This window comes from Novosphingobium profundi (genome assembly GCF_020524485.1).
GTDB lineage: Bacteria > Pseudomonadota > Alphaproteobacteria > Sphingomonadales > Sphingomonadaceae > Novosphingobium > Novosphingobium profundi_A.
This window is the reverse complement of record NZ_JAIVLF010000007.1, coordinates 201724-221177: the sequence shown is the minus strand read 5'-3', so window position 1 is coordinate 221177 and position 19454 is coordinate 201724. Positions and strand designations below refer to the sequence as shown.

Here is a 19454-nt window from a genome sequence, read left to right as displayed (position 1 = left end):
TCAGCTCTCTCACTTGAGGGTGAAGCCGGGCTTGGCGGTGTCGTCAGCGGCCGTACGTGTGCGCGGGCGCGGCTGCGGCTGTGCCTGGGGCGTGGCGCCAAGCGCGCCGACGTCGACGCCGGGTGCCGGGGCAGGGGCTGCCCCGCGCGAGGGGCCCGGACGCTGGGTGGGACCCGAGCCGTCGCTCTGCTGGTTGCCGAGCAGGCGCTGCAGCTCGTTGGGGGCGCTGTAGCCATCGGTCGGCAGGACGATCTGCGAGGGATCGACCGGCTTCACCAGGTACGGGGTGATGACGATGACCAGTTCGGTCTCGCCGCGGTTGTAGTTGGTCGAGCGGAACAGCGAACCCAGGATGGGGATGTCGCCGGCGCCGGGCATCTTGGTAATCGAGTTGGTGCTGTTGTTGCTGAGCAGCCCTGCGATCATGAAGCTCTGCCCCGAACCCAGTTCGACCGTGGTCTCGGTGCGGCGCGTGGTCAGCGAGGGAACCTCGAAACCGTTGAGCGTCACCGAGCCCTGGCTCGAAAGATCCGAGACCTCGGGGCGCACGCGCAGCGAGATGCGCCCGTTGGCGAGTACGGTGGGCGTGTAGCTGAGGCTGACGCCGTAGTTCTTGTACTCGATCGAGGTGGCGCCCAGGCCCTGGCTGATCGGGATCGGGAATTCGCCGCCCGCAAGGAACTCGGCGGTCTCGCCCGAAAGCGCGGTCAGGTTGGGCTGCGCGAGGCTGGTGACAAGACCCACGGTCTCACCTGCATCGAGCGCGCCCAGGATGTCGAGCCCGAACAGGCGCCCGGCCATGCCCAGCGTCGTGCCGGTGCCCAACTGGTTGACCGAGGTGCCCGGGACTTCGATGATATCGCCCGAATTGGGATCGATCGCCGGAACCGTGGGGATGTTGTCGACCCCCAGCGCGCGGCCCGGCGCGAAAATGCCGTTGCTTGCGATCGGGGCGTTCTGGCCGATGCCGAACTTGAAGCCGCCGGTCGCGTCCATCGTCGTCAGGCGCGTGCCGATGGTCTTGACCAGCGAGCGGCTGACTTCGGCGATGCGCACCTGCAGGTTGACCTGCAGGGGCGTTGCCGTGCGCAGGCGGCTGATGACGTTGGCGGCGTCGCCGACGTAGGCCTGGACCAGGCGCTCGGCCTCGGCGGCGTCCTCGGGCGACTTGATCGTGCCGGTGAGGAGGAAGGTGTTGGTGCCCATCGAGGAGACGGTGATCTTGGCCTCGGGCATGGCCAGGCGCAGCATCGAATCGACGCTGTCGAAGTTCGAGCCGACGCGCACGTTCGCCGACCAGATCACCTGGCCTGCACGGTTGCTGGCGTAGACCGTGGTCGTGCCGCCGCCCTTGCCGAAGACGTAGAGCTGGTTGGTCGACTTGACCTGGACGTCGGCGATCGCCTCGTTGGCGACGAAGACGTCGGCCATCGTGCCCGGAACGGTGACGAGCTGGCCGTTGCCGATCGAGAGGGCGATGTCCTGCGCCGGGGTCGAGATCGACTGGGCCGCGGCCGGAGCGACCGGTGCGAGCGCGCCAAGGGCGGCCAGCGGGGCGACCAGGTAGGTCGCGCGGAGCAGGGAGGGGAAGAGGCGGCGCTTCATGGCTGGGCCCTTTGCGGTTGCCGGGTGGCCGGCGTCGGCGTGACGCGCGGACTGGCGGAATGTGCGTGCGGTCATGGTGCTTACTTTCCGGCCGGTTCGGCGGTGGTGACCTTGCCGCGGGTGACGCGCACCACGGGGCCCGTGTAGCCCTGCGGCGCGGCGGCGGGGCCACCGGCCATGCGCGGCGCGGAGGTCATCGGCCCCGAGCCCGAGCCCTGGGGCGCGGGACGGCTCGAACGCTGGAAGCGCGAGACGTCGCCGCCGGTGACGTAAGTGGTGTTGCCCTCGATCGGGCGGGTCATGGCCTGGCGCATGAGGGTTTCCTCCTGCTCCTTGGTCGCGCCCTCGGGCACGTCGACTTCGCCGCTGGCAAGGATGCGTTCGAATTCGCCCTGGTTGTCCGCGATCGAGCGCAGCGAAAGGCTGAGCGCACCGATTTCCTCGGCGACCGAGATCTTCTCGGCGATGCGCGGCGTGACCTCGAGCGTGACCGTGCGGAAGGCGCGGACCACGGTCTTGCCGTCCTCGACCTCGTTGTTGGTGGTCTGGTCGGTCGCGAGCACGCGCAGGTTGCGCAGGATCGTCTCGGTGGTGTTGAGCGGTTCGCCTTCACCCTTGACCTGCTGGGTGAGCATCATGTCGACCCGGTCGCCCGGGAAGATGAAGCCGCCCACGCCGGTCTTGGCCGAGACCGAGATGGTGACCGCGCGCATGCCCGGGCCGAGCGCGGCGGCAAGAAAGCCGCGGTCGCCCGGCGCGACGAGCGCGCCCTGGGTGACCGGCTGCCCGGCGGTGACCGGGTAGCGCACGACGGTGCCCAGGAGCTTGGACATGTCCGCCTCGCCGTCGAGGAAGTAGACGTCCTTCACGAGTTCGGCGGGCCAGTCCTGGAAGGACATCGAATCGGCGGTGAGGATGGTCCCCACCGGAAGCGCCCGCTGGGCGACGAGGACCTTGGGCCCTGCGGGCTTGACCGCCACGGCCTCTGCCTGGGGAGCCGAGGCTCCGGCAAACATCGAGCGCGCTGCAAATGCGGTGCCGGCTGCGACGAAAAGCGCAACGACCAGCAGCAGCAGCTTCTTTCTATCCATGGCTGTTCAAGCCCCCTGAAAATCCGATCTTGGTGAGTTACCTTGTCGGGACAATTGGTTAAAATCGGGTCAATCGAGATTAGTTTACGGTGGATGACACCGCCGCACTCGTCAGGGCCTGCTGGGCGAGGACCCAGACTCCCGCAAGCGCGATGGCGACCCCGTAGGGCACGCGCATCCGCGATTTCTGGCGCCGCACGAGGTGCACGAAGCCGAGCGCGAATCCGGCCAGAATGAGGAGGGCGATCAGCGCCACGATCCATCCGGCGGGGAAAAAGGCGCGAATCGATTGCAGTGCGGCGGCCGAAAGCAGCGGGCGTCCGGTGGCGAGCGCGGTCAGGACGGCGAGCGCGCCGCCCACCCAGAGCGCCGAGGCGCCCAGCGCAAGCGCGCTGCGCAGGCCCTCGCCGGGGCGCCGGTCGAGGTTCCAAGCCGCCATCGCAACCGAGCCCGCGCCGCCCAGCAAGGCCATCAGCACGACCAGTTGCAGGAAGGGAGCGGGCGCAAACCAGAGCGCGAGCGCGGTTAAAAGTTTGACATCGCCGCCGCCCATCTGGCGCACGACGAACAGGGCGCAGGTGACCACGAACGTGACAAGCGCGAGCACCAGCTGGAGGCCCATGTCCCACCAGCCAAGGCCCGTCGCCAGCCACCACACCGGGGCGGCGAGCGCGATCGCAAGATTAAGCGTGTTATCTATCTCGCGGCGTTTGATGTCGGTGATCGCGGCGACCAGCAGGGCAGTTGCCAAGGCCGCCATCAAAGCGTACGAAAATATGCCGCCTGGCATCGAAGTCCCCCTTGTGGAGGGCCTCGTCTAGCGGTCATCACTTACCAAAACGTAATTACCTGCCCGAGGTCCCCCATTAGCCACTCGATTGACGCGACGGACGCAGCCGCACGGGTTCGGCGCGCAGTCCCGGCCGATGCCCGCGAATCGCGCTGGACGGCCGCGGATGGCTGGGAAATCCGCGTTCTCCAGATCCCGGCGCGGGGCACGTCCTGGCGGCGGCGCGGCGCGATCCTGTTCATGCCCGGACGGGGCGACTGCTACGAGAAGTGGCTCGAATCGCTCAACGATTGGGCCGATTCGGGCTGGTCGGTAACCTCGGCGGACTGGCGCGGACAGGGCCTCAGCGGACGTCTGGGCGGCGATGCGACGACCGGCCATATCGACGACTTTGCGACCTGGCTTGCCGACTACGCCGGGATCTGGACGGAGTTCGTCGCTTCGCAGCCCGGCCCCCATGTCGCCATCGGCCATTCGATGGGTGGCAACCTGGTCCTGCGCGCGGTCGCGGAAAAGCGCATCGCGCCCGATGCCGTGGTCCTTTCCGCGCCGATGCTCGGGCTCCATCCGACCTGGGCGCCCAATGCCCTGCTAGCCCCTGTCGCGCAGGCGATATGTGCGGTGCGTGGGCGAACGGCACGCGCCTGGAGCGGGAGCGAGCGGCCCGAACTGGTCAAGCGCGCGCGCCAGCACCTGCTCACCCACGACGCCGCGCGCTACGCCGATGAGCAGTGGTGGTACCAGGAGCGCCCTGGCCTCGTCATGGGCCCGGCGAGCTGGGGTTGGATTCGCGCGGCCATCGCCTCGATCCGCGCGCTGGAGCGGCGCGGCGTCTTGGAAAAGGTGCGCGAGCCTGTGCAGATACTCGCCACGCGCCGCGACGGCCTTGTCTCCTGGCCCGCGATCCGCAGCGCAGCCGGGCGCCTGCCTGCCGGTGAACTCGTCGCCTACGACGAGGGCTGCGCCCACGAGATCCTGCGCGAGGCCGATCCGGTGCGCGCACATGCACTTGCCGAAATCGAGGCTTTCCTGGACCGGGTCGCACCGGCTAGGGGCTGAGCCCTATGTCCCAGAAGTTTGATATTGCCGTCATCGGCGCGGGGATGGCCGGTGCTTCGCTGGCCGCCGCGCTGGCCGCCCGGGGGGGCGCCAAGGTCTGCCTCGTCGAGGGTGAGGATGCGCCCGGCTACCATGCGACGGGCCGCTCGGCCGCGTTCTGGGTCGAGAGCTATGGCGGGCCGGGCGTACAGCCGCTGACCGCCGCATCGGGCCCGGCGCTCCATGACCTGGGTGTTCTCACCCCGCGCCATGGCCTCACCATCGGCCGCGCCGATCAGCGGGAGGAGGTCGCCGCCTTCGCGCAGACCTTCCGCGCGATGGAGGTCGAGGTCGAGGAGCTTGGCCGCGAGGAGATCGCACGCCGCATTCCGGGCCTCAGGCCCGCGTGGACGCACGGCGCGCTCGAGCCCACGACTTGCGACATCGATGTGGCGCGTCTCCACCAGCATTATCTGGCCGCCGCGCGCCAGGCGGGCGCGCCGATCCGCTGCCGGGCTTCCTTGCGCGCCGCGCGCCGGGAGCAGGGCCGATGGCGTCTGGACCTCGCCGACGGCAGCACGCTGGAGGCGGGCATTCTTGTCAACGCGGCGGGCGCCTGGGCGGACAGCGTGGCGCAGATGGCTGGGGCACGCGGGCTCGGCATCACGCCGCTTCGGCGTACCATTGCCCAACTCGTGCTGGATGCGCCGGTGCCCGAGGACCTGCCGCTTGTCCTCGACATTGCCGGTGGCTTCTACTTCAAGCCCGAGAACGGACGCCTGTGGCTGAGCCCGCATGACGAGACGCCCAGCGCCCCGTGCGATGCCGCGCCCGAAGAGCTCGACATCGCGCTGGCCATCGACCGCTTCGAGAAGGTGGTGGACTGGCGCATCGCGCGTGTCGAGCACCGCTGGGCGGGCTTGCGCTCCTTCGCGCCCGACCGGCTGCCGGTCTACGGTTTCGACGCGGAGGTGGAAGGCTTCTTCTGGTGCGCAGGGCAGGGGGGCTTTGGCATCCAGACCGCCCCTGCCGGCGCGGATCTCGCCGCGCGGCTGCTGCTGGGCGAGGCTGCGGGCGCGGTCGATCCGGCGCCCTACAGCCCTTTACGTTTTAGCTGAGAGGTCAGGCCGCAGCGGCGGGCGTCGTGGCCTTGGCCTTTTCGGCCGACGCGCTGTGGAGGCGCTTGGCGATGAAGTGCCAGGACAGCAGCGCGGGTTCGAGCATGGCCATGCCGACAGCAATGCCCAGCAGACGTTCCATCGCGACCCCGGCCTCGATCTGGCTGTAGCTGTCGGGCACGAGCGCGGTGAGGAGTGCAATCGAGAATTGCAGGCCCACGTACTGCGTCGCCTTGCCGCCCGTTTCCAGGTGACGGCCCAGGAACAGGCCAAAGCAGGTGCCCGCGATGATCACCGCGACATTGCCATGCGCAAGGACCAGGAGGCCGATGGCCAGCAGCCCGGCTGCGACGCAGCCGATGGCGCGGTGCAGGAGGCGGCGGCTGACGGGGACAAGCCCACTCTGGCCAAGCCCGGCGACCGGCACGATCATCACCGCCATGATGGTGATCGCGGCCTGGGTCAGTTCGGGCACCTTCACGAAGTGGTAGAGGAGGGGCAGCGCCGCGAGCGCGATGCCGGTCTGCGCGGCGTGGCGCGCGGCGGTCGCGTTCCAGCGCATGCGCTCCGGGCGCGCCTTGCGGTTGGCGAGCCAGTCCTTGCCCGAGATGAGCGCGGCGCCCAGGCTCACCACGACGCAGGCCAGCGTGCCCGCGCCCACTTCGATGACGCGGGTGAAGGCCAGCTCGAAAGTGGCAAGGTCGGGGTTGGCGAGCTTGTCGAGAAGGACGATCTCGAAGGTCAGGCCGAACAGGAACCAGGCGTAGGCGCGGCGGCCCGTCAGCATGCCGTAAAGGCCCATACCGCCCACGAGGCCTGCGCTCAGCACGGCGACGACGAGCGAGTGCAGGGCCAGCGGCGCCAACATCAGCGCGAGCGCGCCGCCCGCCAGCGTGCCGACCATGCGCATCGCGCCGCGCAGCAGCGTTTCCAGGGTGTCGCTCTTCAGGAGTACCAGTGCGGAGACTGCCGCCCAGTTGACCATGCGCGCATCGGCAAGCTGGGCCAGCACGATGGCCAGCATGACCGAGAGCACGCAGGCGATCTCGTCGGCCATGCGGGGGCCCGGACGGGTCAGTTCGCGCAGTTCGTTCTGCACATGCGATGTGATCAGCTTCACCATGCCCCTGATTATGGGCCGATCGGGGCGCCCTTAGAAGGTGGGGGCAGTTGCATATAGCGCACGAGTGACTTGCAATTTCGCAAATGCAGCGAAAACCTTCGCACTTGCGGCATATCGGAGGCGGAGTGCGGGCCTCGCGTCTTCGGGAGAGGCCAAAGAAATTTCGTGTCGTGCGGGCAACAGGGCCCGAAGGTGGGGCAGGAAACGCAAGACCCCCGCGAATCCGGGGATCGCGAGGGCCGACTCTGCGATAGGTTGCGTTTTGCGCAACGAAATTTCAGCGCGTGCAATCGCCCGCTGTGGGCCCGCGCGCGGGCGCCTGTCCCGTGGCTCTCAGGCCACCGACTTGGCCGCGTCGCTGGCGAGCTGGTCGACGCGTTCGTTTTCCGCATGGCCGTTGTGCCCGCGCACCCACTGCCAGGTGATCTTGTGCGGCTTGGTCGCGGCCAGCATCTCGCGCCACAGATCGTCGTTGGCGACCGGCTTCTTGGCGGCGTTGACCCAGCCCTTCTTCTGCCAGCCATGGACCCACTTGGTGATCCCGTCGATGACGTACTTGCTGTCGGTGCACAGCACGATCTCGCAGGGCTGGTTGAGCACTTCGAGCGCCTTGATGACCGCGGTCATCTCCATGCGGTTGTTGGTCGTCTCGGCTTCCGAGCCCGACATTTCCTTCTCGTGCTCGCCCATGCGCAGGAGCGCGCCCCAGCCACCGGGGCCGGGATTGCCCTTGCAGGCGCCGTCGGTGAAGATTTCGATCTTCTTCATCGCCTCAGCCCTCCTTCGCGAAGAGGTCGCGGTTTTCCGGGCTGGCGTAGAAGTCGAGCCGCCGCGCGAAGGCGAGCGGGTCCTTGGGGGTGACGAGCGCGTCCTCGGGGGTGTTCATCCAGTCATAGGCGCGCGTGGACAGGAAGCGCATCGAGGCGGCGCGGGCGAGCAGCGGGAGCGCGGCGCGCTCCTCGTCCGAGAGCGGGCGTACGCTTTCGTAGCCTTCCAGAAGCGCGCGCGAGATCTCGGGATCGAAGCGCGTGCCGTCGTCGCTGAAGCACCAGGCCGCGTGGGTCACGGCAACGTCGTAGGCCAGGATGTCGGTGCAGGCGAAGTAGAAGTCGATGAGGCCGGTGACTTCCTCGCCCAGCATCAGCACGTTGTCCGGGAAGAGGTCGGCGTGGACCACGCCCTCGGGCAGGCCGAGCGGCCAGCCCAGAGTCAGGCTGGTCAGCTCGCGCTTGACGATGCGGGCCAGCTCGGGGTGGATGAGGTTGAGGCCTTCCTCGCCGCAGTCGGTGAGAAGCTGGTTCCACCGGGCAAGGCCCATGGTGTTGGTGCGCCGCGCCGGGAAGCTGGCGGCGGCGAGGTGGACCTTGGCGAGCGCAGCGCCGACCGAACGGGCCTGGCCTGCGGTGGGCTCGGTGACCGAGACACCGGGCAGGAACTCGATCAGGGCAAGCGCCTTGCCTTCGTGGAAGCGGTGGCTGGCGCCCTCACGGTCATGGATCGTGCGCGGCACCGGGCAGTCGTTGGCGGCGAGGTGGTCGAGCAGGTCGAGGAAGAAGGGCAGGTCCTCGACGTCGGTGCGCTCCTCGTACATCGTGAGGATGAAGCGGCGCGGTTCTTCCTCGCCGCGCTGGGCCTCCAGCAGCCAGTTGCTGTTCGAGACGCCCTCGGCGATGCCCTTGGCGGAAAGCAGGGTGCCCACGTCGAAGGCGTCGACGATCGCGGCCATGTCTTCCGCGCCGATTCGTGTGTAAACGGCCATGTCTTTGTCTTTATGCTCGTTGGCTTTGCTGGGCTTGGCTGGGCGCGCGGCTCAGGTGGTCAGCTGCTTGGGCAGCTTGAAGCTGATCGTTTCGGTGGCGGTGACGAATTCCTGTTGGCTGACGTCGCGCAGTTCCTTGAGGCGCGCGATCACTTCGTTGACCAGCGATTCGGGCGCCGAGGCACCAGCGGTCAGGCCCACCGTATCGACCCCCTCCAGCCAGGCCGGGTCGATGTCGCTGGCGCGCTGGATGAGCTGCGCGCAGGCGCCCGAACGCTGGGCGACTTCGGCCAGGCGCAGCGAGTTGGAGCTGTTGGGCGCACCGATCACGAACATCAGCTGGCAGTCGGGCGCGACGCGCTTGACCGCGGCCTGGCGGTTCGAGGTCGCATAGCAGATGTCCTCGGCCTTGGGCGCGGCCACCTTGGGGTAGCGGGCCTGGATCGCGGCGATGATCGCGGCCGTATCGTCCACCGAGAGCGTGGTCTGCGAGAGGTAGGCCAGCTCCGCGTCGGCCGGAAAGTCCAGTGCGGCGACGTCCTCGACCGTCTCGACGAGCGTCATGCCGCCTTCGGGGACCTGACCGAAGGTGCCGATCACTTCGGGGTGGCCGGCGTGGCCGATGAACAGGATGTGGCGCCCATCCGCGATCTGGCGCTCGGCCTGGCGGTGGACCTTGGAGACCAGCGGGCAGGTCGCATCGAGCCAGTCGAGGCCGCGCTCGGTGGCCGCTGCCGGCACCGATTTGGGCACGCCGTGCGCGGAGAAGATCACCGGAACCCCGTCGGGCACTTCGTCGAGTTCCTCCACGAAGATCGCGCCCTTGGCCTTCAGGCCATCGACCACGAAGCGGTTGTGGACGATCTCGTGGCGCACGTAGACGGGCGGGCCGTATTTCTCGATCGCCCGCTCGACGATCTCGATGGCGCGGTCGACACCGGCGCAGAAGCCGCGCGGGGCGGCAATGAAGAGACGGAGCGGGGCCTTGGTCGACGCAGCGTCGCTAGAGGCGGGCGCGGACTCGGCCGGGGATGGAAAGGGCGCGTTCATACTGCGCCCTCTAGCGCTTTGCCGCTTGCATCGCTAGGGCAAGCGCACGCCACTCAAGGGATGTCATGATGAATGCACGCCGCCTGACCGCCACAGTCCTGTTCTCCGCCGCGGCCGCGACGGCCCTCAGCGCCTGCAAGTCGGAAGGTGAGATCGTTCTGAACTCGGGCGTCGGGATCACCGCTGTGCGCAGCGCCTGCCCGGCCGTCGGGATCCCCGATTACACCGGCGACATCACGCTTTTCGGGCCCGGAGGCGCCAAGACCGCCGACAACATCGACGTCACCGCGACGATGACGCAGGTGCGCGCGCAGTGCGGCGAAGGCACCGACAAGGTGACCAGCCAGGTCAACTTCCTCGTGCGCGCCCAGCGCAGCGACACGAACGGTGCGCGCCGCGTGACGCTCCCCTACTTCGTCACCGTGCTGCAGGGCGGCAACTCGGTGGTGAGCAAGCGAATCGGCCAGGTGACGCTCCAGTTCGCCGACGGCGAAGCGCGCGCCGAGGCGACCGCGAACGGCTCGGCCTTCATCGACCGCGGCGCGGCCACGCTGCCCCCCGAAGTGCGTGACCGCATCACCGCCAAGCGCCGCCCGGGTGATCAGGACGCCGCGCTCGACCCGCTCGCCGATCCGACCGTGCGCGCGGCCGTGACACGCGCGACCTTCGAGGTGCTCGTCGGCTTCCAGCTCAACGATGAACAGATCGCCTACAACGCCACGCGCTGAGCGCAGTCGGTTCTTGAAAAGGGCGCGGTGGATCTTGGTCTGCTGCGCCCTTTTTCGTGGAAGAAGAAGGTAATGATTCAAGGGGTTATTACCCCTTGACCCCGGAACCGTCTTGCGCAGCTTGGGCCTGGATCGGAGCGCATGACGCGTGAGGGTGTGGCAGAGGATATAGAGGGGCAAAGCCCCTCAATCCGATTTCCCCTATCCCCCTCGAGCCGCGACACCCGGCACACCTGCGCTCGACAGTTCGGGGAGCCCGAGGGCGATGGCCCTCGGAAATCTCTTCTACTTACTCAACAACTCCACGCACCGCCGCGATGCGCGATCGCGCGGCCTGCGCGATGGTCTTGCGGCTGGTGCGCTCCTCGCGCGTCAGGGCCGGGAGGACGTGGATGGTCACCGGGATCGGGCGTGTGCGCGCGAGGATGCGCAGCGCGTTGCCCAGGCCCGGTTCGTCACCCACCCAGGCGACCTTTTCGGGCTGCGGGCCGTAGTCGAGCCAGACCGGGTGGATCGCAACGTGGGCCAGGTCGGTTTCGAGCGGGGAGAGCAGCGAGGACTTGAACGGGAGCAGGCCGCGCCCGTCGCTCGTCGTGCCTTCGGGGAAGAGGGTGAGGCTGCCGGTTTCGGCCAGGGCGGTGCGCACTTGCTCGGCCTGCTGCGCGACCGAGCGGCGGTCGTGGCGGGCGATGAAGACGGTGTCGTTCATCTCGCACAGGCGCCGTAAGGGGGCGAAGACGGAGAGGCCGTCGTGGGCCACGAAGGCGCAGCCCGTCGTGCCGGCAAGCGCTGGAATATCCAGCCAGGACATATGGTTGGAGAGGAAGATCGCGGTCTCGCCCCGGCCCGGCAAGGTGCCCTTCACGCGCAGGCGCAGCCCTGCGATGGCGCCCAGCGTGCGCAGGAAGAGGGGCGGTACGGGATTGTGGCGCGTGAACAGCGCGAAGACATAGTAGGCGGCCACCGCGACGATCAGGCTGATGAGGAGCGCCCCGAGACGCAGGGCAATCAGCGGCCAGCCCAGCACGGGCGGACGGGGCCAGGCGGCGCCCGGCTCGGTGTCGTGTGCGGGGGAGGTCACGGGCTCAGCGGCCCGGTCCGCGCGGCTGGCCGGGTGGGCCGGCACGCGCGGGAAAGGGGGCAAGGGCTGGGGTATCAGCCCTCGTCACGGTCGAGCTTGACGCCGAACAGTTCCATGCGGTGATCGACGAGGCGGAAGCCCAGCTTCTCGGCGATCTGCTTCTGGAGGGCTTCGAGTTCGGGGTCGACGAATTCGACCACGGCGCCGGTTTCAACGTCGATCATGTGGTCGTGATGGGCTTCGGGAGCGGCCTCGTAGCGGGCGCGTCCGTCACCAAAGTCGTGGCGGTCGAGAATGCCCGCTTCCTCGAACAGGCGCACGGTGCGGTAGACCGTGGCGATCGAGATGCCCGGATCGATCGCGGTGGCGCGTTCGTGCAGCTTCTCGACGTCGGGGTGGTCGGTGCTCTCGGACAGAACCTTGGCGATCACGCGCCGCTGTTCGGTAATCCGCAGGCCACGCTCGGCGCAAAGGGCTTCAATGTCGATGGGCTGGCTCACGTCTGACCTGTCTTATTCAAAAGGAAACACCGGCCACAGGGGGCCGGTGTCGTCCCGATACCAAAAGAATCGGGAAAGGGGAAAGGGGGACGGCGAACGTTTGCACTGTTCTCGCCCGGTAAGGTCGGGCCGGGCGAGGTGGGGGGAGCAAGGTTCAGGCGTACCCTCTTTTCCGTTGCTGGCGCCTATCAGGCAGCCACCGCCTTGGGCTTGCGGCCACGGCGGGCGTTGGGCTTGCGGCCCAGGCCGATCTTCTTCGCGAGTTCGCGACGCTTTTCGGCGTAGTTGGGGGCGACCATCGGGTAGTCGGCGGGCAGGTTCCAGCGCGCGCGGTACTCTTCCGGGGTCATGTTGTAGTGCGTCATCAGGTGGCGCTTGAGCATCTTGAGCTTCTTGCCGTCTTCAAGGCAGACGATGTAGTCGGGCTTGATCGAGGCGCGAACCGAAACGGCGGGCTCGGGCTTTTCTTCTTCCACGGCAGCGGTGCCGCCAAGACCGGCAAGTGCGCCGTAAACATTGTTGATCAGCGAGGGGAGATCATCGACCGTTACGCTGTTGTTGCTGACATGTGCGGCAACAATGTCGGAAGTGAGGGTGATGAGCGTTTCGCTCATGTCGGGCTGAACAGTTTCCATTATATTTTCCTCTATAGCGACCTTGAGGCATTCATTCGTTGGCCGACACATCTGTGACTTGCCGAGAGATGCAATGGATCAAATGAGCCAATGTTTCAAGTAGTATCGTAAGTTGTTTTGGCCTTCTTGCTGCCAAAATGGATTGAAACCTTGAATCTGCCCAATTTAAATTCAGAGGTCGCGCGCGAATGTAATCGCGTTGACGCGCTCTCCCGATAATAAACGGTAGTAATCGGGGCGTTCCCCGATCTGGTAGAAACCGAATGCGCTGTAAAGGGATTCGGCAGGATTTCCCTTTCGCATTTCCAGCAACAGCCGTTGCGCACCGCGATGTTTAGCGGAATCGCTAAGTAATTCGAGAAGAATTTTGCCGAGGCCTTTCCCACGTTCCTGCGGAATTACGGCCAGGAGGAGAAGTTCTTCTTCGTCGAAGCCGTGGCGCGAGAGCGTGAACCCGGCCGCAGGGGTCTTTGCGCTAGGGGCATTCCCGTGGGCATCGACAAGGCTGTAGTACGTATGCCCAAAAAGTAGCGCGTCTTCGACTTGGCGCCGGGTCCAGGCTTCCCCGTATAGCGGGTCGAAGGCCGCGGTCATGACTTCCATCAACTTGTCGAGGTCTTCGGTCATGGGATCCTGCTGCCGGGGACTACTTGTGTTCAGGAGTGCGCAGACTAGCCGGGCATCTTGCCGCCGGGCAAGCGCGCATCGGGCGCGCGGCCGTAAAGCGGGCTGATGTCACGGGTCAGGTGGACGGCCGGGAGGGCCGCGAAGGCGCGCGCATCGGGGAGCAGGGGCTGGGCCGTGCCGTGGCCGCGCGCGGCGACGAGCGCTTCGGCCTCGTTGCCGGTGATGCGCTGGGCGGTGAGGGCCTGGGCGGCAGCCTCGGGCTTGAGCGAGGCGAGCGGCGCGGTGCTCTCGCCCGCGGCATCGAAGCTCTCGACGAACCATTCGCCGTGTCCGCCGGTCATGGCGACGTCTAGCGGGCCTTCGCCGAAGGCCTCGCGCGCCATGGCCGCAACCAGCGCGAGGGTGGGATAGCCCACGATCTCGGCCCCCCAGGCCAGCGCCAGGGCGCGCGCGGCGGCAAGGCCCACGCGCACGCCGGTAAAGCTGCCCGGGCCGAGCGCGACCGCGATGCGGTTGGCTTTTCCGCGTTCGGGCAGGTCCGCGATCATCGGCACCAGCGCCTCGGCGTGGCCGCGCCCGAGGACGCGGAACGTCCCGCCGATCAGCGTATTGCCTTCCAGAAGGGCCACGGAACAGGCCGCCGTGGCGCTGTCGATGACGAGGGTGCGCGCCGGGTTGGCGGCAGGCGACGGGGAGGGCGAGGGCGACACGCGGGCGGGCTGACTTTGTTGTTGTCGGGGAAAGGTGGGAAGGGGCGGCCGATCAGGCCGCGCGCACCTCGCTCACTTCGGGCACGTAGTGCTTGAGCAGGCTTTCGATGCCGTGCTTGAGCGTCGCGCTCGAGGACGGGCAGCCCGAGCAGGCGCCCTGCATCGAGAGGTAGACCACGCCTTCGCGGAAGCCCCGGTAGACGATGTCGCCGCCATCGTTGGCCACGGCCGGGCGCACGCGGGTCTCGATCAGGTCCTTGATCTGGTCGATGATGTCCGCATCGGCCGGATCATCGCCCAGGTCCGCATCCTCGCTCTCGGGCGGGACGGCGATGCCGTTGCCGCTCTGACGGAACAGCGGCGCTTCGGAGACGAAGTGGTCGAGCAGGATCGAGACGACCTGCGGCTTGAGGCTGGGCCACTCGACGCCGGGCGCCGCGGTGACCGAAATGAAGCCGTGGCCGAAGAAGACGCCGGTGACGTCGCCCAGGTCAAACAGCGCTTCGGCGAGCGGCGAGGCGGCCGCGTCCTCGGGCGAGGTAAACTCGCGCGTGCCTTCGGCCATGACTTCCCGACCAGGCAGGAACTTGAGCGTGGCGGGGTTGGGAGTCGTTTCGGTTTCAATAAACATGATGCCCGCGATTTAGGCTTTTGGGGCTTTTAATCAAGTCGTGGGGCGCGGGCGGGACGTTTTGTCCGGGGGCTGTGGGCGTCACAGATTGCGGCCGATCTCAATCAAGTCGCCGGTTATAAAGGTTAAAGGTGATATTTGTGCATGCCCGGAGCAGGTGCGCGCGGCGCTCTATTCACTGGCCCTTAATCCGCCCGCATCCTATAGCCTTGGCAATGACCACTATTTCGCGCGCCGTCAGCTCGCTCGCCTGTCTTGCCTTCCTGCTCCAGGCCCCTGTCTCGTCCGCATCCGCGCAGGAGGCTCCCACGGCTCCTGTTCCCGCCGAGGGCGCGGTCCCCGAAGCCCCGCCCGCGCCGGTCCTGCAGACGAACGAGGAGGACCCCTGGCTCTACCGCGGCAGCAACATCCCGCACGACAAGGCCTGGCACTTCGGCGAGATGGACAACGGCCTGCGCTATGCGGTGCGCAAGAACGGCGTGCCGCCCGGCCAGGTCTCGATCCGCGTGCGCGTCGATGCCGGTTCGCTCTACGAGACCGACGCCGAGCGCGGCTATGCGCATCTCCTGGAACACATGCTGTTTCGCCAGTCGAAGTACATCCCTTCGGGCCAGGCCATCGCCGCCTTCCAGCGGCTGGGCGCGACTTTCGGGACCGACACCAACGCGGTAACTTCGGCGACGCAGACCGTGTTCAAGCTCGACCTGCCTAACGCGACGCCCACCTCGCTCGACGAGACCTTCAAGCTGATGTCGGGCATGGTCACCGCGCCCACGCTTTCGGCCGACAATCTGAAGCAGGATCGCCCGATCGTGCTCGCCGAGATGCGCGAGCGCGGCGGCGCGGCCTTGCGCGTCCAGAACGCGATGCAGGAGACGCTTTACCAAGGCCAGCCGCTCGCCGAACGCCAGCCCATCGGCACGCTCGAATCGCTCAATGCCGCGACACAGGAGAGCGTGCGCGCGTTCTACAAGCGCTGGTACCGGCCCGACAACGTCACCGTGATCGTCGCGGGCGATGCCGACCCGGCGATGCTGGAGGGCTACGTGCGCAAGTGGTTCGGCGACTGGCAGGCCAAGGGCGAGAAGGCCAAGGCGCCGAGCTTTGGCGAACCCGCCGCGCCCAAGGGCTTTGCCGGCAACAACCGCGAACTCGCGCCCGTGGGCGAGACCCGCGTGCTGGTCGAGCCCGACCTGCCGCCCTCGCTTCTGGTGGCGACGCTGCGGCCCTGGAACCAGGTCGTCGACAATATCCCCTACAACCAGGGGCTGATGACCGACGCGATTGCCCAGGCGATCATCAACCGGCGCCTCGAAACCCGCGCGCGCGCCGGGGGCAGCTTCCTCTCGGCCTCGGTCAACACCGACAAGATCTCGCGCAGCGCCGATGTCACCTTCATGTCGGTCACGCCGCTGGGCGATGACTGGAAGGAGGCGCTGAAGGACGTGCGCGGGGTGATTGCCGATGCCATGACCCGCGCGCCCACGCAGGAGGAGATCGACCGCGAGGTGGCCGAGCTCGACGTCGCCTTCCAGGTCCCGGTCGAGCAGGAGCGGATCCTGCCCGGATCCCAGCTCGCCGATGATCTCGTCAACGCGCTCGACATCCGCGAGACGGTCGCCTCGCCCAAGGACGTACTGCGCATCTTCCGCGAATCGCGCGCATTGTTCACCCCGCAAGCGGTGCTCGACCACACCCGTGGCCTCTTCGCGGGCACCGTGACGCGCGCGCTCTTCACCACGCAGGAGGAGGGCAAGGTTACCGCGAGCGCCCTTCGCGACGCGCTCATCGCGCCGGTCGAGCCTGACGCCACCGCGCGCCGGGTCGCCAACGCCGAGCCGGTCTCGTTCGACACGCTGCCCGCCATCGGCACACCGGCCGCTCCCATCGCCGACCAGCCCACCGGCCTTCTCGACATCGAGGAGCTGACCTTTGCGAATGGCGTGAAGGCGCTGCTCTGGCCGGTCGCCGAGGAGCCGGGCCGCGTCGTCGCCAAGGTGCGCTTTGGGGGCGGCACGCGCTCGATCGCGCCCGAGGACGCGCCCTACCTGACGTTGGGCGAGTACGCGCTGGTGGGATCGGGCCTGGCAACGCTGGGGCTCGACGATCTCGACGTGATCTCGACGGGCCGCAAGATGGGCTTCGAGTTCACCGTCGATGACGCCGCCTTCCAGCTCAAGGCCGAGACCCGCCCGCAGGACCTGGAGGATCAGCTCTATCTCTTCGCGGCCAAGCTCGACCTGCCGCGCTGGGACGAGAACCCGCTGCGCCGCGCCAAGGCCGCGGCCAAGATCCAGTACGATACGTTCGCCACTTCGCCGCAGGGTATCCTCAGCCGCGACCTCGCCTACTACCAGCACGGCAAGGACGCGCGCTTTGCCACGCCCACGCCCCCCGAGATCGACAAGGCGACACCCGAGGGCTTCAAGCGCGTGTGGTCCAAGGCGCTCGCCGAAGGGCCGGTCGAAGTGCAGATCTACGGGGACTTCGACAAGGCGGCCGCGATTGCCGCGCTGGAGAAGACCTTTGGCGCTCTCAAGCCGCGCGAGGACGCGCGCAGCACCGCGACGGCGCCTGATATCGCGGCGGCACAGCCCAGTACGAAGCCTGTTGTCCTGCACCACCATGGCGATCCCGACCAGGCCGCCGCCGTGCTCTCCTGGCCAACCGGCGGGGGTACCCTGGAAATCCGCGAATCGCGCCAGCTGGAAATCCTCACCCAGCTCTTCACCAACCGCCTGATCGATGCGGTGCGCGAGAAGCTGGGCGTTGCCTATTCGCCCTATGTCTATTCGACCTGGCCGGTCGATCTCCAGGCGGGCGGGGCAATCACGGCGGTCGCGCAGGTCGATCCCAAGTCGGTCGACGTGTTCTACCAGACCGCCGAGGAGATCGCGCAGGACCTCATCGCCAACCCGCCGACCGCCGACGAACTGGCCCGTGTCACCGAACCGCTGCGCCAGCAGGTGACGCGCGCGGCGTCCAGCACCTCGTTCTTCATGAACCAGCTGGAAGGCGCGAGCCGCGATCCTGCGCGCTTCGGCTCGGTGCGCTCGGTGCTGATCGATTTTACCCAGACCAGTCCGGCCGAGATGCAGGCGCTTGCCGCCAAGTATCTGGGCGAAGGCAATTCCTGGCGGCTTGAGGTGATCCCCGAAGAAGGGAGCGGCAGCAAGGTCGCGGCAAAGTAACGCGCGATGGTCCACGCGGCAGGGCTTCGCAAAAAACCCTGCCGCGCAACCGATTGGCGGTTTTGGGCAAAGCTTCTTTGCAAAAATTGCGGGCAGAGGCTATGGGGCCCGCCTTGCCGAGGCTTCGTGCAAGGTATCCGGGCGCCCGTGGCGTCCCGGCAGCAACGGCCCGGGAGAGGGCCGCATTTCAGGAGTGAACGACGTGGCGAGCAATTGGACCCCGGATGGCTGGAAGGCGCAGGAAGCGCGCCACCTTCCGGTATATGGCGACGAGACCAAGCTGAACGAGGTCGAGGCGACCCTGGCAAAGTTTCCGCCGCTGGTCTTTGCGGGCGAAGCGCGCGAACTGAAGAAGGACCTCGCCGAAGTGGCCGAGGGCCGCGGTTTCCTGCTCCAGGGCGGGGACTGCGCGGAGAGCTTCGCCGAGTTCCACCCCGATAACATCCGTGACACCTTCCGCGTCCTGCTGCAGATGGCCGTCGTGCTCACCTTCGCCAGCAAGCAGCCGGTGGTGAAGGTTGGGCGCATGGCCGGGCAGTTCGCCAAGCCGCGCTCCTCGCCGACCGAGATGGTCGATGGCGTCGAGATGCCCAGCTACTTCGGCGACATCATCAACGGGATCGAGGGCAATGCGCAGGCGCGCCGCAATGATCCGGAACGCATGGTCCAGGCCTATGGCCAGTCGGCCGCGACGCTGAACCTGCTGCGCGCCTTTGCGACCGGCGGCTATGCGAACCTCAGCCAGGTCCACAAGTGGACGATGGAGCACATCGACCGCAGCCCCTGGGGTGAGAAGTTTGCCGAGATGGCCGACCGCATCGGCGAGGCGCTCGACTTCATGTCGGCCTGCGGCGTCGATCCCACGACTGTCCCGCAGCTGCAGGGCACCCAGTTCTACACCAGCCACGAGGCGCTGCTGCTCCCCTACGAGCAGGCGCTGACCCGCCGCGATTCGCTGACGGGCGGCTGGTACGACTGCTCCGCGCACATGCTGTGGATCGGGGACCGCACCCGTTTCGAGGGCTCGGCCCACGTCGAGTTCCTGCGCGGGGTGGAAAACCCCATCGGCATGAAGTGCGGTCCGAGCCTGGAGCCCGACGCGCTCCTCAAGATGCTTGACACGCTCAACCCCAACCGCGAGCCGGGCCGCATGACCCTCATCAGCCGTTTCGGTCATGAGAAGGTCGAGGCGGGCCTCCCCAAGCTGGTGCGCGCGGTGAAGGCCGAAGGGCATCCGGTGGTGTGGTCGTGCGATCCCATGCACGGCAACGTCATCAAGACCGATTCGGGCCTCAAGACCCGTCCCTATGACCGTATCCTCTCCGAAGTGCGCGGCTTCTTCGCGGTGCACCGCGCGGAAGGCACGCATGCGGGCGGCATCCACGTCGAGATGACCGGCCAGGACGTGACCGAGTGCACGGGTGGCGCCATCGCCATCACCGACGAGCGCCTGGGCGACCGCTACCACACGCACTGCGATCCCCGCCTCAACGGCGCGCAGTCGATCGAACTGGCCTTCGAGATGGCAGACCTGCTCAACCTCGAAGCCAACGCGCAGCACCAGGCCGCGGCCTGATCCGCGCGTGATACCAACCGGCGGTGAGCTTGCCTCATCGCAGGTTGGTCAAGTCCGCGCGGCGCCTGAGCGTTCCAGGGGGCTGATGCGTCAGCATCACTGCAGCCTGGCAGGAAACGCCTGAAGGCACCAAAGGGCAGGGACCGCAGATGTGCGGTTCCTGCCCTTCGTGTGTGCCGGATCGGGGCGGGGAAGTACCCG

18 protein-coding genes are annotated in these 19454 nt (G+C 67.5%); 5 read left to right on the top strand and 13 right to left on the bottom strand.

Annotation, left to right across the window (positions count from 1 at the left end; genetic code table 11):
* Positions 1-9 precede the first annotated feature (9 nt).
* The 3 genes from LC060_RS19775 to LC060_RS19765 all read right to left on the bottom strand — a co-directional run bounded on the left by LC060_RS19775 (position 10) and on the right by LC060_RS19765 (position 3456).
* Entirely contained in the window at positions 10-1605 is a 1596-nt protein-coding gene (locus LC060_RS19775; protein WP_226638432.1) for a type II and III secretion system protein family protein, read from the bottom strand.
* An 80-nt stretch (positions 1606-1685) separates the two neighbouring features.
* Positions 1686-2696 (bottom strand): Flp pilus assembly protein CpaB, encoded by a 1011-nt coding sequence (gene cpaB / locus LC060_RS19770; RefSeq protein WP_226638417.1) that lies wholly within the window; start codon positions 2694-2696, stop codon positions 1686-1688.
* A 79-nt stretch (positions 2697-2775) separates the two neighbouring features.
* Positions 2776-3456, bottom strand: a complete 681-nt coding sequence (locus LC060_RS19765; protein ID WP_264191998.1) for a prepilin peptidase — start codon at positions 3454-3456, stop codon at positions 2776-2778.
* A 66-nt stretch (positions 3457-3522) separates the two neighbouring features.
* Here LC060_RS19765 and LC060_RS19760 point away from each other — a divergent pair, with 66 nt between their 5' ends.
* Together LC060_RS19760 and LC060_RS19755 are read left to right on the top strand one after the other, a co-directional pair.
* Entirely contained in the window at positions 3523-4545 is a 1023-nt protein-coding gene (locus tag LC060_RS19760) for an alpha/beta hydrolase (protein WP_319005460.1), read from the top strand.
* Between the two features lie 5 nt (positions 4546-4550).
* The gene (locus tag LC060_RS19755; protein ID WP_226638415.1) at positions 4551-5642 is read left to right on the top strand and encodes an NAD(P)/FAD-dependent oxidoreductase; all 1092 of its coding nucleotides are present in this window, start codon (positions 4551-4553) and stop codon (positions 5640-5642) included.
* A gap of 4 nt (positions 5643-5646) precedes the next feature.
* Here LC060_RS19755 and LC060_RS19750 read toward each other — a convergent pair whose 3' ends face one another.
* From LC060_RS19750 to ispH, 4 genes are all read right to left on the bottom strand, one after another.
* The gene (locus LC060_RS19750) at positions 5647-6765 is read right to left on the bottom strand and encodes an FUSC family protein (protein ID WP_226638414.1); all 1119 of its coding nucleotides are present in this window, start codon (positions 6763-6765) and stop codon (positions 5647-5649) included.
* A gap of 333 nt (positions 6766-7098) precedes the next feature.
* Positions 7099-7533 carry a ribonuclease HI gene (gene rnhA / locus LC060_RS19745; RefSeq protein WP_226638413.1) on the bottom strand — a complete coding sequence of 145 codons (435 nt, stop codon included), beginning with the start codon at positions 7531-7533 and terminating at the stop codon, positions 7099-7101.
* A 4-nt stretch (positions 7534-7537) separates the two neighbouring features.
* Positions 7538-8524 carry a homoserine kinase gene (thrB, locus tag LC060_RS19740; protein WP_226638412.1) on the bottom strand — a complete coding sequence of 329 codons (987 nt, stop codon included), beginning with the start codon at positions 8522-8524 and terminating at the stop codon, positions 7538-7540.
* 51 nt (positions 8525-8575) lie between these two features.
* Positions 8576-9574, bottom strand: a complete 999-nt coding sequence (ispH, locus tag LC060_RS19735; RefSeq protein ID WP_226638411.1) for a 4-hydroxy-3-methylbut-2-enyl diphosphate reductase — start codon at positions 9572-9574, stop codon at positions 8576-8578.
* Between the two features lie 68 nt (positions 9575-9642).
* Here ispH and LC060_RS19730 point away from each other — a divergent pair, with 68 nt between their 5' ends.
* A complete protein-coding gene (locus tag LC060_RS19730) occupies positions 9643-10302 on the top strand; it encodes a hypothetical protein (RefSeq protein WP_226638430.1) in 660 nt (219 codons plus the stop codon).
* A 289-nt stretch (positions 10303-10591) separates the two neighbouring features.
* Here the strand turns inward: LC060_RS19730 and LC060_RS19725 are convergent, their stop codons facing one another.
* The 6 genes from LC060_RS19725 to LC060_RS19700 all read right to left on the bottom strand — a co-directional run bounded on the left by LC060_RS19725 (position 10592) and on the right by LC060_RS19700 (position 14486).
* A complete protein-coding gene (locus LC060_RS19725) occupies positions 10592-11383 on the bottom strand; it encodes a lysophospholipid acyltransferase family protein (protein ID WP_226638410.1) in 792 nt (263 codons plus the stop codon).
* A gap of 74 nt (positions 11384-11457) precedes the next feature.
* Positions 11458-11883, bottom strand: coding sequence for a Fur family transcriptional regulator (locus tag LC060_RS19720; RefSeq protein ID WP_148625438.1), 426 nt, complete (start codon positions 11881-11883; stop codon positions 11458-11460).
* Positions 11884-12071: 188 nt separating this feature from the next.
* Positions 12072-12518, bottom strand: coding sequence for a MucR family transcriptional regulator (locus tag LC060_RS19715; protein ID WP_226638409.1), 447 nt, complete (start codon positions 12516-12518; stop codon positions 12072-12074).
* Positions 12519-12689: 171 nt separating this feature from the next.
* The gene (locus tag LC060_RS19710) at positions 12690-13145 is read right to left on the bottom strand and encodes a GNAT family N-acetyltransferase (RefSeq protein ID WP_226638408.1); all 456 of its coding nucleotides are present in this window, start codon (positions 13143-13145) and stop codon (positions 12690-12692) included.
* A gap of 44 nt (positions 13146-13189) precedes the next feature.
* Entirely contained in the window at positions 13190-13855 is a 666-nt protein-coding gene (gene tsaB / locus LC060_RS19705; protein WP_226638407.1) for a tRNA (adenosine(37)-N6)-threonylcarbamoyltransferase complex dimerization subunit type 1 TsaB, read from the bottom strand.
* Positions 13856-13907: 52 nt separating this feature from the next.
* Entirely contained in the window at positions 13908-14486 is a 579-nt protein-coding gene (locus LC060_RS19700) for a NifU family protein (protein ID WP_226638406.1), read from the bottom strand.
* Between the two features lie 215 nt (positions 14487-14701).
* Here LC060_RS19700 and LC060_RS19695 point away from each other — a divergent pair, with 215 nt between their 5' ends.
* Positions 14702-17677, top strand: coding sequence for a M16 family metallopeptidase (locus LC060_RS19695; protein ID WP_226638405.1), 2976 nt, complete (start codon positions 14702-14704; stop codon positions 17675-17677).
* Between the two features lie 202 nt (positions 17678-17879).
* Positions 17880-19253, top strand: coding sequence for a class II 3-deoxy-7-phosphoheptulonate synthase (locus tag LC060_RS19690; protein WP_226638404.1), 1374 nt, complete (start codon positions 17880-17882; stop codon positions 19251-19253).
* Positions 19254-19454: the final 201 nt, after the last annotated feature.